The 14,165-nt window shown below is 74.5% G+C and carries 12 protein-coding genes; 9 read left to right on the top strand and 3 right to left on the bottom strand.

Annotated features, from left to right (window positions below; all coding sequences use genetic code 11):
- The first annotated feature begins 2 nt into the window (after positions 1 to 2).
- The 5 genes from C8E97_RS16960 to C8E97_RS16980 all read left to right on the top strand — a co-directional run bounded on the left by C8E97_RS16960 (position 3) and on the right by C8E97_RS16980 (position 4,769).
- Positions 3 to 779 (top strand): alpha/beta fold hydrolase, encoded by a 777-nt coding sequence (locus tag C8E97_RS16960; RefSeq protein WP_246018944.1) that lies wholly within the window; start codon positions 3 to 5, stop codon positions 777 to 779.
- Between the two features lie 305 nt (positions 780 to 1,084).
- A complete protein-coding gene (locus tag C8E97_RS34645; protein ID WP_170211887.1) occupies positions 1,085 to 1,630 on the top strand; it encodes a snapalysin family zinc-dependent metalloprotease in 546 nt (181 codons plus the stop codon).
- Positions 1,631 to 1,814: 184 nt separating this feature from the next.
- Positions 1,815 to 3,032, top strand: coding sequence for a cytochrome P450 family protein (locus C8E97_RS16970; RefSeq protein ID WP_121006609.1), 1,218 nt, complete (start codon positions 1,815 to 1,817; stop codon positions 3,030 to 3,032).
- A 79-nt stretch (positions 3,033 to 3,111) separates the two neighbouring features.
- Complete coding sequence (locus C8E97_RS16975) at positions 3,112 to 3,696, top strand: nitroreductase family protein (RefSeq protein ID WP_121006610.1); 585 nt, start codon at positions 3,112 to 3,114, stop codon at positions 3,694 to 3,696.
- Positions 3,697 to 4,031: 335 nt separating this feature from the next.
- Entirely contained in the window at positions 4,032 to 4,769 is a 738-nt protein-coding gene (locus C8E97_RS16980; RefSeq protein ID WP_246018945.1) for an SDR family NAD(P)-dependent oxidoreductase, read from the top strand.
- A 179-nt stretch (positions 4,770 to 4,948) separates the two neighbouring features.
- Here the strand turns inward: C8E97_RS16980 and C8E97_RS16985 are convergent, their stop codons facing one another.
- Positions 4,949 to 5,422: a hypothetical protein gene (locus tag C8E97_RS16985; RefSeq protein ID WP_121006611.1), complete on the bottom strand. Its 474-nt coding sequence runs from the start codon at positions 5,420 to 5,422 to the stop codon at positions 4,949 to 4,951.
- A gap of 435 nt (positions 5,423 to 5,857) precedes the next feature.
- Here C8E97_RS16985 and C8E97_RS16990 point away from each other — a divergent pair, with 435 nt between their 5' ends.
- Together C8E97_RS16990 and C8E97_RS16995 are read left to right on the top strand one after the other, a co-directional pair.
- Positions 5,858 to 6,976: a carboxylate-amine ligase gene (locus C8E97_RS16990; protein WP_121006612.1), complete on the top strand. Its 1,119-nt coding sequence runs from the start codon at positions 5,858 to 5,860 to the stop codon at positions 6,974 to 6,976.
- 5 nt (positions 6,977 to 6,981) lie between these two features.
- Positions 6,982 to 7,974, top strand: a complete 993-nt coding sequence (locus tag C8E97_RS16995) for an iron-containing redox enzyme family protein (protein WP_121011681.1) — start codon at positions 6,982 to 6,984, stop codon at positions 7,972 to 7,974.
- 157 nt (positions 7,975 to 8,131) lie between these two features.
- Here C8E97_RS16995 and C8E97_RS17000 read toward each other — a convergent pair whose 3' ends face one another.
- Both C8E97_RS17000 and C8E97_RS17005 read right to left on the bottom strand, forming a co-directional pair.
- The gene (locus C8E97_RS17000; RefSeq protein WP_121006613.1) at positions 8,132 to 8,329 is read right to left on the bottom strand and encodes a CDGSH iron-sulfur domain-containing protein; all 198 of its coding nucleotides are present in this window, start codon (positions 8,327 to 8,329) and stop codon (positions 8,132 to 8,134) included.
- Complete coding sequence (locus tag C8E97_RS17005; RefSeq protein ID WP_121006614.1) at positions 8,313 to 8,960, bottom strand: HemK2/MTQ2 family protein methyltransferase; 648 nt, start codon at positions 8,958 to 8,960, stop codon at positions 8,313 to 8,315. The genes C8E97_RS17000 and C8E97_RS17005 overlap by 17 nt, the downstream gene beginning before the upstream one ends.
- Before the next feature lie 361 nt (positions 8,961 to 9,321).
- Between C8E97_RS17005 and C8E97_RS17010 the strand changes: the two genes are divergently transcribed.
- Both C8E97_RS17010 and C8E97_RS17020 read left to right on the top strand, forming a co-directional pair.
- Positions 9,322 to 9,996 (top strand): adenine nucleotide alpha hydrolase family protein, encoded by a 675-nt coding sequence (locus C8E97_RS17010; protein WP_147455149.1) that lies wholly within the window; start codon positions 9,322 to 9,324, stop codon positions 9,994 to 9,996.
- A gap of 952 nt (positions 9,997 to 10,948) precedes the next feature.
- A complete protein-coding gene (locus C8E97_RS17020; protein WP_121006616.1) occupies positions 10,949 to 14,035 on the top strand; it encodes an amidohydrolase family protein in 3,087 nt (1,028 codons plus the stop codon).
- The last annotated feature ends 130 nt before the right edge of the window (positions 14,036 to 14,165 follow it).

Genomic DNA, 14,165 nt, shown 5'->3' on the forward strand with positions numbered 1-14,165 from the left:
CCGTGAGAACACCGCGAGAACCACTCGTCACCGGCTCGGGCCCGGCGCTCGTGCTCGCCCACGGCGCGGGCAGCGACCTCGACGACAGCTTCGGCCCGGTCATCGACCGGCTCGCCCGCGCGCACCGCGTGATCGGGGCGGACTACCCCGGCTCAGGCGCGAACCCGCGAGCGCCGCTGACCCTGGACGGGCTCGCCGACCACGTCGTCGCGGCGGCGGACGCGGCGGGCGCGGACCGGTTCGCCCTGCTCGGCTTCTCGATGGGCACGGCGGTCGCGGTCCGCGCGGCCACCCGCCACCCCGACCGCGTGACGGCGCTCGTGCTCAGCGCCGGGCTCGCGCACCCGGACGCCCGGCTGCGGCTGGCGGTCGACGTGTGGCGCGCGCTCGCCGACCGGCCGCGCACGCTCGCCGCCTACCTGACGCTGGTGGTGAACTCGCCCGACTGGGTCGCGAGCCGCCCGCCCGCGGCACTGGCCGCGCAGCTGACGTCGTTCGCCGCGACCGCGCCACCGGGCGTCGACGACCAGCTGGCCCTGCTGCGGGACGTGGACGTGCGCGCCGACCTGCCCTCCATCACCGCGCCGACGCTCGTCGTCGCCGCACGCGCGGACGTCCTGGTGCGGCCGGCGCACTCGGCGCGGCTGGCCGCGGGCATCCCCGGCGCGACGCTCGTGACGCTCGACTGCGGCCACGCGATCGCGGCCGAGGACCCCGACGGCTGGGCGACGGCCGTGACGCGGTTCCTCGCCGGGCTCGGCGGCCCTGCACAGGGCTGACCGGGCTGACGGCGCCGACCGGTGCCGATGGCGCGGGCCGCCGGCGGCGCGTCGACCGACGGCCCGCCGACCGACGGCCCGCCGACGGGCGCGGTGCGCCCGGAACCGCGCCGTTCGCGGAGTTATGCGCAGGTGTTATCTGGTCCGGGCGGGTCGCCGGGCGCTACCTTCGGGTGAAGTCCAGGCCCGCGCCCGAACCGGGGCGGCGGGCCCGTCCGGCGGTTCGGCGGCTGTCCGGTGTTCCGGCGGCGCGCACGGGAAATGGAGCGGCTGCGTTGTTCCGAGCGACGTTGTTCCGAGCGACATTGGCGGGGATCGTCGGCGTGCTCGCCGCGATCGCCCTGGTCGGCGCCCCCACCGCGGCGTCCGCGCTGCCGCGCGAGGACGCGGCGCGCACCATCTACTACAACTCCGGCCGGGCGGCCGAGCTGGCGCCCCTGGTCGACCAGGCCGCCGAGATCTGGAACTCGGGCGTCACGACGGTCCGGCTCGTCAAGGGCTCGGGCGGCATCACGGTGGTGACGTCCGAGAACGGTTCGGCGCCGGGCACGGCCAGTTGCGTCGGGTGCACCAGGGGCACGATCAACTTCTACCGGAACCAGATCAAGCAGTCCGGCGCGGGACCGCTGCGGGTCGTCGTGCACGAGTTCGGCCACATCCTGGGGCTGAACCACCCGCCGGACATCGGCAACTGCGACAAGGTGATGGCCGGCGGGCGGTGCGACAACGCCCAGCCCAACGCGCAGGAGCTCGCCGCCGTCGAGCGGTTCTGGGCCGGCCGTCCCGCGCCGGTCGCCGGCCCCGTGGACGAGCGCGGCGTCTTCGGCGCGCCCGCGCTCGCCGGGACGTGAGCGGGCGGCGCTCGGTGCGGCACGAGTAGCGGAGCACAGGGCAGCGGGCGGTGTGGGCGCAGGTCGCCCGCACCGCCCGTCGCTCGACCCACCGCCGGGCCCGGTACCCCCGAACGGGGGCTCGTCCCGGTATGCCCCACAACGGGTCTTGTACCGGCTGTGCGCAAGGGGTCACGATGAGTGCATGGCTGCGGACCCGTTCGTGCTCGACACCACCGGTCGCGACATCCACGGTGAAGGGGCCCTGCTGAGGGCGCGCGGCGCAATGACGCGCGTCGAGCTGCCCGGCGGGGTGGTGGCGTGGTCGATCAACCGGATCGACGTGCTCAAGCGGCTGCTCGGGGACGCGCGGGTGTCCAAGGACCCCCGGCGGCACTGGCCGGTGTGGCGGCAGGGCGGCATCCCCGAGGACTGGCCGCTGCACCTGTGGGTCTCCGTGCGGAACATGTTCACCGCCTACGGCGACGAGCACCGGCGGCTGAGGTCGCTGGTGTCCAAGGCGTTCACACCCCGGCGGATCGAGGCGCTGCGCCCGACCGTGGAGGCGATCACCGCCGGGCTGCTCGACGACCTCGACGCCGGGCCGCCGCGGGTGGACCTGCGGGCGGCGTTCGCCTACCCGCTGCCGATCGAGGTGGTCTGCCGGCTGATCGGCGTGCCCGACGACATCCGGCCGGGCCTGCGCCGGGCCGTCGACCTGATCTTCGACACGGCCATCACGCCGGCGGAGGCGCTGGCGAACCGGCAGGACATCTACCGGATGGTGAGCGAGCTGGTCGCGCTCCGGCGGCGGCAGCCGGCGGACGACGTCACGTCCGGCCTGATCGCCGCCTGCGACGAGCAGGCGTCGCGGCTGTCCGAGGAGGAGCTGGTCGACACCGTCATCCTGCTGATCTCGGCGGGGCACGAGACGACGGTCAACCTGCTCGACCACGCCATCACCGCCCTGCTGGCCCACCCCGACCAGCTGCGCCTCGTGCTGGCGGGCGAGCGGAGCTGGTCCGACGCCGTCCACGAGGTGCTGCGCTGGCAGGCGCCGGTGGCGAACCTGCCGCTGCGGTACGCCGTCGACGACATCGCCGTCAACGGGGTCCTGATCCGGCGGGGCGAGGCCATCATCGCCTCCTACGGCGCGGCCGGCCGCGACCCGGACTTCCACGGGCCCACCGCGGACCGGTTCGACATCACCCGCGAGGACAAGACGCACCTCGCGTTCGGGCACGGCGCGCACTTCTGCCTCGGCGCGCCGCTGGTGCACCTGGAGGCGGAGGTGGCGCTGCCCGCGCTGTTCGCCCGCTTCCCGGACCTGGCGCTCGCCGTGCCCGCCGACCGGCTGCGGCCGGTGCGCTCCTTCATCTCCAACGGCCACGACACCCTGCCGGTCGTCCTCCGCGCGGGGTGAGCGGGCGCGGTGCGCCACGCGGCCCGGCGCACCGCACCGCGCTCGTCGCAGCCGGGCCGACCGACCGGATGGAGATGGCGTGGAGTTCCAGGACGTGGTGCGCCGCAGGCGCATGGTGCGCGAGTTCAGCGACGAGCCGGTGTCCGAGGAGAGCCTGCGGCGGATCATGCACAACGCGCTGCGCGGGCCGTCGGCGGGTTTCTCCCAGGGCCAGGAGTTCCTGGTGCTGCGGGGCGCGGACCGCGCGCGGTTCTACGGGCTGGTCCAGCTCTGGGCGGCGGAGTCGGTGCGGGCCGCCCCGGTGCTCGTGGTCGCGTTCGCGGTGAAGGACGCCTACCTGGACCGGTACGCCGAGCCGGACAAGGGGTGGACCGACCGCAGCGAGGACCGGTGGCCGGTGCCGTTCTGGCACATCGACACCGGGATGGCCGTGCTGCTGATCCTCCAGACCGCCGTGGACGAGGGGCTCGGCGCGGTGTACTTCGGCATCGCCGCGGAGGACTTCGACCGGCTCCGGGCGGAGTTCGGCGTGCCCGCGACCCACGTGCCGATCGGCGCCGTCGCGATCGGCCACAGCGCGGAAGCACCGGGCCCACAGGACACCTCGGCGTGGACCCGCCGCCGCAAGCGCTTCGAGGAATCCGTCCACTTCGGACAGTGGTAACCCCGTGCCGCCCCCTCCCTCCGCCACCCGGTCCGCGAGGCCGCGTCGGCCTGTCACGCCCGATTCCCCGCCGATCACGCTCTTCGATCGGCGGGGAATCAGGCGTGATGGGCCGACTTCTGGCGGCCGAGCCTGCCGTCTGCGGAGCAGCGGCAATTCAACACAGCGGGGAATCAGGCGTGATGGGCCGACTTCTGGCGGCCGAGCCCGCCTCGGCGGAGCCGAGGCGGCAATCGGACACAGCATTCAACACAGTTCGTAGATTTGCGAACTATGGGTCCCTGCGGCTAGGTTCAAGTTCGTCATACGACGAACGTCGAACAAGGGGGTTCCGGGTGAACCGGGAGCTGGACAAGCAGGTCGCGCTGGTCACCGGCAGCACGACGGGCATCGGGCGGGAGACCGCCCGGCTGCTCGCGGCGGCCGGCGCGGAGGTCGTCGTGTCGGGCCGCGACGCCGAGCGCGGCGCGGAGACCGTCGCCGCGATCGAAGCGGACGGCGGGCAGGCGCGGTTCGTGGCGGCCGACCTGGCGGACCTCGCGTCCGTGCGGCGGCTGGCCGACGCGGTGGGGGAGGTCGACGTGCTGGTCAACAACGCCGGCATCTTCCCGTTCGCGCCGACCGCCGACCAGGAGTTGGAGCCCTACGAGCGGTTGTTCGACGTGAACGTGCGCGCGCCGTTCTTCCTCACCGCCGCGCTCGCGCCGCGCATGGTCGCGAAGGGTGGCGGCAGCATCGTCAACATCTCCACCGTGGTCACCGCGATCGGCCTGCCCGGCGCGGCCGTGTACAGCGCGACCAAGGCGGCGCTGGAGTCGCTGACCCGCACGTGGGCCGCCGAGTTCGGCGGCGGTGGTGTGCGGGTGAACGCCGTGGCGCCCGGCCCGACGCTGACCGACACCGTGCTGGCGACCACCGCCGACGTCGCCAGGCAGCAGGCCGAGGCCAGCCTGCTGGGTCGGGTGGCCGAGCCGGGGGAGATCGCGGAGGCGGTGCTGTTCCTGGCGTCGTCGCGGGCGGCTTACGTCACCGGTGTGACGCTCATGGTGGACGGCGGCCTCGCGATCGCCTGACGGCCTCGATCCAACCGGCCTTCAATAAGGAAATTCCACCTACTCCACCGTGCGCGGCCGAGAATCGGCCCCGACGTGCCGATCCGCCGCGTGCGCCGGGATTGTCCGGTGCACGCGGCGGATCGTCATCTCACTGGGTACCGTCTTGCGTCATTACGACTGCCGATGAACTGCTGGGCTCAGCCCTCGGCGTGGGATTCGGTGTCCGAGGCGAACGCGCCATCCGGGCCGGCGAACGCGATCTCCTGCTCGAAGCTGGCGCTCGGGTCGTCGTCCCAGTCCCAACCGTCGTGGCCGCCGTTGTAGTCGGCGTCCCCGTTGTCGTCACCGTTGTCGTCGTCCCAGTCGTCGCCGTTGTCGTCATCCCAGCCGTTGTCCCAGTCGTCGTCCCAGTCGTCGTCGGCGTTCGCGGACGACGATGTGTCGCTGGCGGCGGCGCCCTGGTCGGTGGCGATCGCCCACTCCTCGCTGAAGTAGGCGTTGCCGTCGCCGTCGGCGCCCGAGTGCACCTCGTGGGCGATCGAGCCGTGCTGGCCCGCGGCAGCGGCTTCGTGATCGAATTCGGTCTCGGCGGCGTAGGCCAGGCTGGCCGCGCCGAGCAGAATGGGTGCGGTGAGCGTGCCGGCGGCAATCAAGCGGCAGATGTTGCGCATGGGTTCCTCCTTGAGATTTTGGCCATGCCGTCACATCGTCGCCTCATCCGCCGAACTTGTGCATCACGAGGTCTTCGATCGTGTTTCCGATTCATACCTTCGAGGGCGTGTCCAGGGTTCTCGACACGGAATGCAGTGATAGTGCGCTCGTTGAATCCCTAATTCGGTGACGCCGGTCGGGACTCGGCCGGTGTAGTGGCGTAAACGTTCGCAGGTCAGGGGCACACCGCCCGCGCCGCGGCACGGGGCGAAGGAACACACACCGTGACAGGAGCGCCGTTCAGGACCGTGCACTCGTATCGCGTGCACGGAGGGCACCTGCACCGCGCATGCGCGGCGGTCCGGGTGGGGAGCGCGTCCGACCGCCCACCGCTTCCGCCCGGACGCCCGCGGTGGACGGGTGCACCGCGCCGGGGATCGGGGAACAGTACCGGCATGACAGCCCGGACGACCGCCGCCGCCACCCCGTCGCAGAGCACGACGACCGTCGGCGTCGAAGAGGAGTTCCTGCTGGTGGACGCGACCACCCGGCAGACCGCCGCGCGAGCGGCCGACGTGCTCGCGCGGACGCCCGCCCTGCCGGCGGGCGCGAAGGTCGACCGCGAGCTGCTGACCACGCAGGTCGAGTTCGCCAGCGGGGTGTGCACGGACCTCGACGAGCTGCACGGGCAGCTGCTGGCCGGCCGCCGGGCGCTGGTGGCGGCGGCCGGCGCGGAGGGCGCGCTGGTGGTCCCCTCCGGGACGCCCGTCCTCGCCGGGCCGGTGCCGCCGCTCGCCGAGGGCGACCGCTTCACCCGGATCTCCGCCCTCTACGGCGGCCAGGTCGCCGACTACCAGTGCTGCGGGTGCCACGTCCACGTCGGCGTGCCGGACCGCGACACGGCGGTCGCCGTGGTCAACCACCTCCGTCCGTGGCTGCCGACCCTGCTCGCGCTGTCGGTCAACTCGCCGTTCGCGGCCGGCCGGGACACGGGCTTCGGCAGCTGGCGGATGGTCGAGCAGGCGAGGTTCCCCGGTTCCGGGGTCCCGCCGAGGTTCGGGTCGGCGGCCGAGCACGACGCGGCGGTGGCGCGGCTCGCGGAGTGCGGCGTCCTGGTCGACGAGGCGATGACGTTCTGGCTGGCCCGCCCGTCGCCGCGGTACCCGACGGTCGAGGTGCGGGCCGCCGACGCGGCGGTCACCGCGGCGGACGCCGTGCTCCAGGCGGGGCTGACGCGGGCGCTGGTGGACGCGGCGCTCGCCGACCTCGCGGCCGGGCGCGAGGCCCCTGCGCTCGACGACCAGGTGCTGGCCGCGGCCGTGTGGTCGGCGGCCCGGCACGGCCTGGGCGGTCCCGGCGTCGACCCGTGGCGCGGCGTCCCGGTGCCCGCCGCGGACCTGCTGCGGCGGCTGGTCGAGCACGTGTCGTACGACGGCCCGGTGTGGTCGGTGGTGGCGGGCGGCACCGGCGCGGACCGGCAGCGCCGCGCGGCCGACGGCGGCCCGGTGGCGGTGGTCGACGCGTTGGCCGCCGCGTGCATCAGCGCGCCGGACGGGGGTAACCCGCGACGGTGACGCACATGCCGGGCCTCGAAACGCCCACCCTGCCCGCGCCGCGCGGACCCGTGTCCGCCGCCGTCGTGGAGGCGCTGCGGACCGATCCGCCGCCCGCGGCCCTGCCGACGGCGCGGGCGCGGGACGCCGACCCGTACGGCGAAGACCTCCACCTGGCCCTCCAGGTCTGCTACGAGCTGCACTACCGGGGCTTCCGCGGCGTCTCGCCGGACTGGGAGTGGGAACCGGACCTGCTGCGCCTGCGCGCCGTGCTGGAACGGGTGTTCCTGGACGCGCTGCACGCCGACCTGCCCGGTCGGCCGGGCGTCGACGACGTCCTGGCCGAACTGCTGGTGGAGCCGGTCGACGGCACGGGCGTGAGCCACCACCTGCGCGACGGCGGCGAGTGGTGGCAGATGCGGGAGTACCTGGTCCACCGGTCCGTCTACCACCTCAAGGAGGCCGACCCGCACGCGTGGGCGATCCCGCGGCTGCGCGGGACGGCGAAGGCCGCGCTGGTGGCCGTGGAGTTCGACGAGTACGGCGGCGGGCGCGGCGAGCGGATGCACTCCCAGCTGTACGCGCGCCTGCTGGCCGGCGCGGGCCTGGAGACGGGCTACCTGCACTACCTGGAGCACGTGCCCGCGCCGATGCTCGCAACGGTCAACCTGATGTCGCTGTGCGGCCTGCACCAGGGGCTGCGCGGTGCGCTGGTGGGCCACTTCGCCGCCGCGGAGATCACCACCGCGCCCAGCGCCGCCCGGATGGCGAAGGCGCTGGAGCGGATGGCCGCGCACCCGGACTGCGTCGAGTTCTTCACCGAGCACATCGAGGCGGACGCGGTGCACGAGCAGGTGATGCGCCACGACGTCGTCGGCGACCTGGTGGCGCGGGAGCCGGAGACGGCCGACGCCGTGGTGTTCGGCGTGCGGGCGACCGAGCTGCTGGAGCAGCGGCTGGGCGACCACCTGCTGGGCGCGTGGAAGAACGGCGAGAGCAGCCTCCTCCGGCCACTCTGACGAGCCCAGCCACTCCGACGACGCGACGAAGGCGAAGGCCGGGGACGACAGCGGGGAACGGCGCTTGCGGCCCCGTGGGCGTCGGCGCTCGCGGTGGCGTCCGGTCATGGCCGCCGTCGGCGGGATGTCGGGTCGGCGGGATGGGTCGGCGCGATGGTCAGCGTCGGCGCTTGCGGTGGCTCGTGTCGCACCACGGGTAGCGCTTGCTGCGCCGGCACACGCACACCGCGACCACGAACCGGTCGGAGGTGACGGTCGTCCCGTCCTCTTGGACGATCTCCACCGGTCCCTCGACCAGCAGCGGGCCGCCGGGCACCGGGGTGATCCGGCGGCGGTCCTCACTCGGCGTCGGCACGGACCACCACCAGTTCCTCGTGATCCTGCCCGGCCTGGACGAACCCGCGCGCCCGCAACCAGTCCAGGCGGGAGCGCAGCACGGGTCCGAACCGGACGCTCCGCCGCGCGACCACCGACGCCTTGAGCCCGGCACCGCGCAACTGGCGCAGCGTCACGTCCTCGCGGCACATCGTGGAGTGCACGACCAGCGCCATGCCCTGGTCGGCCAGCAGCAGCGGCAGCACCGCGCACAACCGGTCCAGTACGGACCTCCCTCGCGGCCCGGCGTCCCACGCCCTGGCGGCGCCGCGGTCGGCCGTGTCGTCCGCCGGCACGTACGGCGGGTTGGCCAGCACCACGTCGAACCGGCCCGCGCCGACCAGGTCGCCGAAGTCCCCGCGCCGGGCCCGCACGGGCAGCCCGCGGACGCGACCGTTGAACCAGGCCGAGAGCACGGCCCGGCGGCTCCGGTCCACGGCGGTCACCTCGCCCGCGCCGGCCAGCCCCGCCGCGACACCGAGCGCGCCGGTGCCCGCGCAGGCGTCCAGCACCCGTGCGCCGCGTGGCACGCCGGCCACGGCGAGGGCTTCCGCCACCAGCCACGTGTCTTCCTGCGGGCGGTACACCCCTGGCGGTCTCCACAGCCACATGGAACGAAGATTCCCCGCACCACCCCGACCAAACGGCGAAGTCCGCCGTGGACCGCCGCGCCGCGCCGGCCGGCACGCGCCGCGCGGTGCCGCCGAACGCCCACTCCCGCGCCGAGGGTGTTCGGGTGCGTTCGGTTCCGCCGCGCATGCCCGCACGGATCGCGAACGCGTGTGCGACAGGTGTTCGGAGGTGTTCGATCCGGACGGCGGACCGGTCGCCGGACCCGGCCCTGCACGATCCGTGTCCGGTCCGATTCAGAGGCCACGAAAGGGTTCCGGCGGGGCCGCTGGTCTGGCGCGGCGCGCCGGCAGCGCCCACAGTGGCGGGTAGACCAGTCGGAGTAGTCGGGCGAGGCGAACCATGTCCAAAGTGATCGCGGCGGAACCGGTCGGGTGGCTCCCACGGCAGAGGGGGGCCCGGCGCACCACCCGTGCGGTCGCGGTCGGGGAGGACGGCACACCGGCCACGCGCCGCGCGGCGGCGTGGGCCGAGCGGTACGCGGCGGTCATGGGCGTCGAACTGGTGTCCGTGCCACCGGAGGAGTTGCGCACGGTGGACTGCGCGATGCTGGTCGTCGGCCCGCACGGCGAGCCGTTCCGCCCGCGCGGGTACGCGGCGGCGGCCGAGAACCCGGAGCGCGCGCTGGTCGTCGTGCGCGGCCTGCCGGAGCCGCGCACGGGCGTCGTGACGGCCGCGGTGGGCGGGGCGGCCGACACCGGGGTGCTGTCGGCCGCGGCGGCGTTCTGCCGGGCGAGCGGCGCGCGGCTGCGGGTGCTGCACGTGCACCACAACTTCGGCGGCGTCGCGGAGTCGGCCGAACCGGACGACGCGCCGCTGCGCCGGGCGCTCGCGTTCCTGGAGGTGGTGGCGGCCGACCTGACGCCGGCCGTGGTGCTGGACGGGCGCGAGCCGCACGACGTGCTGGCCGCGCCGGTCAGCGACCTGGTGGTGGTGGGCCGAGGTCCCGCCGGCGGCCTCGGGCGGATGGCGCGCACCGCGCTCTACCACTCGGCGTGCCCGGTGCTCATCCCCTGACTCCCCTCCGGCGCGGTCGGCCGCCGGCGGCGGTCCGGCCCGGTGCGAGCGACGGTGAGCGGTCCGGCACGCGGTCGATCGGGTAGGTGCCGTGACGTACCGGGACCTGGCGTCCCGCGCCGGGCCCGACCTCGACGCGGTGGCACCCGAGCTGCACCGCGCCGTCACGGGCGGCCACGGCGTCGCGGTGCGGCTGCCGTCCACATCGGACGGTCTTCGGCCGGTGGTCGGCGCGCCCGTCCTGGAGACCCCGGCTCGACGCGGGCCGGGAGGCGCTGAGGCTGGAGGGGTCGGGTTGGCCGGGAGGTCGAGGCGTTCCCGGCGTCGCGCGGGTGACTCGCGGGAGGGGGCCTGCGACGGGCCTGCCCACCTGTGGAGCATCGCGGTGGAGGAGCAGTGCTGCGCCGTGTGGCCGCTGCTGGTGCTGCCGCTCGCGCGCGGCGCGTCGACCGCCGGGTCGTCCTCGCTCCGGACGAGTTCCACGCCGCACCCGGACGAGCTGCGGGAAACCGCAGCGGCGGCGAAGGACGTGGTCGACCAGTCGGCCGGGCACGCCGTGCTCCTCGACAGCGCGGTCGTGTGGGGCGCCGCGCACCAGCGCGAACGCGACAGCGCGAACGCGACAGCGCGAACGCGACGGCGAGGCCGACCGCGGCGCGGACGGCATCCACACGTGCCCTGCCGGTGCGGCCCGCTTCACGGCGTGGCTGATGGCCGAACCGACGCAGCGCTACTCCGGCGTCGGCCGCACCGACCCGGCACCGGACCGCCCTCGCGATCGGAACTGTGTCCACAATGGACTGGAGCGGGCAACCACGCCGTGTGGTGGTGTCTCATTTCGCAGGGTGGGACACGCCGCTTCGCCGACGCGCTGCCACTGTCCCGGAGCCCCCGCGAGTGGCAGGCTGTGACCAGGAGAACGCGCCGAGTTGCCTTCCGGGGGAGCGATCGCATGGCACCGCAGGATTTGTCGCGCCGGGATCTGTTGCTGCGCAGCGGCCAGGTGGCCGCCGCGCTGGGTGTGGCGGGAGCGGCGGGTGTGGCGGGAGCGACCGCCGCGCACGCCGACCGGCCCGACCGGCGGGTGCGGCTGCGCGAGGGCACGAACATCTCCGTCGCGCTGTCGCCGGACGGCAAGTGGCTCGCGACGGACCTGGTCACCGCCATCTGGGTGCTGCCTGCCGAGGGTGGCGCGGCACGCAGGCTGACCGACGACCTCCAGGACGCCACGCTGCCGTCGTGGTCGCCCGACGGGCGTTCGATCGTGTTCCAGTCCTACCGGGACGGCAACTTCCACCTCTACCTCGTCGACGCGGCGGGCGGCGAGCCGCGCCGGTTGACCAGCGGCCGGTACGACCACCGCGAGCCGGTGTTCTCGCCGGACGGCACGCGCATCGCGTTCACCGGCGACCGCGGCGGCGCGTACTGGGTCTGGCTGCTCGACGTCGCGTCCGGCGAGGTCACCGCCCTCACCGGCGGGTCGGACGAGGCCGCCGCGCCGCGCTGGTCCGCGGACGGGCAGCGGATCGTCTTCACCGCCAACGAGACCGCCGTGGACGTGGTCACGGTCGCGACCGGCGAGCGGGTCCGGCTGGTGACCGCGCCCGCCGACGGCCGCGTCCACGGCGCGGCGTTCGGACCGGGCGGCACGCCCAGCTACACCCTCGTCCGAGGCGCCCGCGCCGACCTCGTGCTCGGCGACCGCCCGCTGACCGAGGGCGAGGACGTCTTCGGGTTCGCCGCCACGTGGATCGGCGGCACGGCCCTCTACACCGCGGACGGGCGCATCCGCCGGCGGGATGCCGAAGGCGTGACGCGCGACATCCCGTTCGAGGCCGTCGTGCCGGTCGCCGCGCCCGTGCCGCCCCGACGCCGCCCCGACCCGACCACCGGGCCCGCGCCGGTGCACGGCATCGCCGGGCCGGTCGTGTCGCCGGACGGCGGGCTGATCGCGTTCCGCGCGCTCAACGCCGTCCACCTCGTGCCGATCACGGGCGGCCGGCCGCGCAAGCTCACCGACGGCGCGTACTTCGACTCCGACCCGGACTTCTCCCCGGACGGGCGGTCGATCGTGTACTCCAGCGACCGCACCGGCACGCCCGCGCTGTGGCTGCGCGACCTGGCCACGGGGGAGGAGCGGGTGCTGAGCCCGTCGCCCGGCTCGCAGACGACACCGCGGTTCGCGCCCGACGGCCGGCGGATCGCCTACGTCGACCAGGACGGCGCGGTGTGGGTGCTCGACGTGACGACGGGCGACCACCGGCAGGTGACGCCGACGCTGTTCCAGCCGGGTCGCCCCACCTGGTCGGCCGACGGCAACGTCCTCGCGCTGGCCGCCGTCAAGCCGTTCTCCCGCCGGTTCCGCGAGGGCACCAGCCAGGTCCTCACCGTCGACCTGACCAGCGGCGAGCTGCGCTACACCGAGCCGCTGCCGTTCCGCTCGATCGCGACCAGGGGCGACGACGGGCCGGTCTGGTCGCCGGACGGGCGGCACCTGGCGTTCGTGGTGGAGAGCGTCGCCTGGGTCGTCGCGGTCGACGCGTCCGGCCGGTTCCTCGGCGACCCGCGCCAGGTGACCCGCGAGGTCACCGACTCCCTGGCGTGGCGCGGCCCGGACGAGCTGGTCCACCTGTGCAACGGCAGGTTGCGCCGGGTCGCGCTGGACGGCGGCGGCGCCCGGACGATCCGCCTCGACTTCACCTGGCGCAGGCCGAAGGCGCCGCGGCGCACGATCGTCCACGCGGGCGCGGCGTGGGACGGCGAGTCCGACCGCGTGCGGCACGACGTCGACATCGTCGTGGAGGAGGGCCGGGTCCGCGAGATCCGGCCGCACCGGGCGTCGGCGGGTGACCGGGTGGTCGACGCGCGCGACCTGTTCGCCCTGCCGGGGCTGATCGACGCGCACAACCACTGGCACCTGCGCGGCAGGCACTGGGGCGCGCGGCAGGGCCGGGTGTGGCTGGCCTACGGCATCACGACCACGCGCTCACCGGGCGACCCGGTCTACCAGATGGTCGAGACGAGGGAGGCGCTGGCGTCCGGCGCCCTGGTGGGACCGCGGCTGTTCGGCACCGGCGAGGCGATCGACGGTTCCCGCGTCTACTACAACTTCATGCGCCCCACGCTGTCGCGCGAGCAGCTCGACCTGGAGCTGAAGCGCGCGTTGGAACTCGACTACGACCTGGTCAAGACCTACGTGCGGCTGCCGGTGGAACTCCAGCGGGAGACCGTGTCGGCCGCGCACCGCGCGCGGCTGCGCCTGACGTCGCACTACCTCTACCCGGCGGCGAACCTCGGCATGGACGGCATGGAGCACGTCGGCGCGACCAACCGCCTCGGCTACTCGCACACGGTGAGCCGCACCGGGCGCTCGTACCAGGACGTCGTCGAGCTGTTCGGGAAGTCCGGCATGTCGGTGACCCCGACGCTGTTCCAGTCCCGCGCGCTGTACGCCGACGACAAGTCGCTCGTCGAGGACGAGCGCACCAGGGTCCTGTTCCCGCCGTGGGAGTACCAGCGGTACGCGGAGGACGCGAACGGCGCGGGCAAGCCGGGGTCGCCGTGGTCGCGGGACGTGCTCGCGGGCTGGGTGGACATGGTGCTGCGCGTGCACCGCGCGGGCGGGCTGGTGATCTGCGGCACCGACGCGCCGCTGGACGCCGTCGCCACCTCGACGCACCAGAACCTGCGGGCGATGGTGGCCTTCGGCTTCACGCCGCTGGAGGCGTTGACGACGGCGACCCGCAACCCGGCGGTGTGGCTGGGGATGGAGGGCAGGCTCGGGACCCTGCGACCCGGCGCGCACGCCGACCTGTCCCTCGTGGCGGGCGACCCGCTGACCGACATCCGCGCGGCGGCGGCCGTGCGGAAGGTGCTGGTCGGCGGCGTCGTGCACGAGGTGGACGACCTGCTCGCGCCGTTCCGGTCGACGCAGGCGACGACCCGCCGCGCCCCGCTGCCGCCCTTGGCGTCCGCCGCGCACGACCACGAGCACTGGTGGCACGAGCCGGAGTGGTCGGAGCACGTGTGCTGTATTTGATTGCCTCGGCTCCGCCGAGGCGGCTCGGCCGCCTGTTAGTCGGCTCATCGCGCCTGATTTCCCGACGATCGAAAAGCGTGATCGTCGGGAAATGAGGCGCGACAAGCCGACGCGGCCTCGCGGGGGGTGC

The sequence above is a fragment of the Saccharothrix australiensis genome, assembly GCF_003634935.1.
Taxonomy (GTDB): Bacteria; Actinomycetota; Actinomycetes; order Mycobacteriales; family Pseudonocardiaceae; genus Actinosynnema; species Actinosynnema australiense.

Excerpts from the sequence above, each read along its gene's own strand:
- C8E97_RS16970 (WP_121006609.1), top strand. The coding sequence starts at position 1,815 with ATGGCTGCGGACCCGTTCGTGCTCGACACCACCGGTCGCGACATCCAC.
- C8E97_RS16985 (WP_121006611.1), bottom strand. The coding sequence starts at position 5,422 with ATGCGCAACATCTGCCGCTTGATTGCCGCCGGCACGCTCACCGCACCC.
- C8E97_RS16990 (WP_121006612.1), top strand. The coding sequence starts at position 5,858 with ATGACAGCCCGGACGACCGCCGCCGCCACCCCGTCGCAGAGCACGACG.
- C8E97_RS16995 (WP_121011681.1), top strand. The coding sequence starts at position 6,982 with ATGCCGGGCCTCGAAACGCCCACCCTGCCCGCGCCGCGCGGACCCGTG.
- C8E97_RS17005 (WP_121006614.1), bottom strand. The coding sequence starts at position 8,960 with ATGTGGCTGTGGAGACCGCCAGGGGTGTACCGCCCGCAGGAAGACACG.
- C8E97_RS17010 (WP_147455149.1), top strand. The coding sequence starts at position 9,322 with ATGTCCAAAGTGATCGCGGCGGAACCGGTCGGGTGGCTCCCACGGCAG.
- C8E97_RS17020 (WP_121006616.1), top strand. The coding sequence starts at position 10,949 with ATGGCACCGCAGGATTTGTCGCGCCGGGATCTGTTGCTGCGCAGCGGC.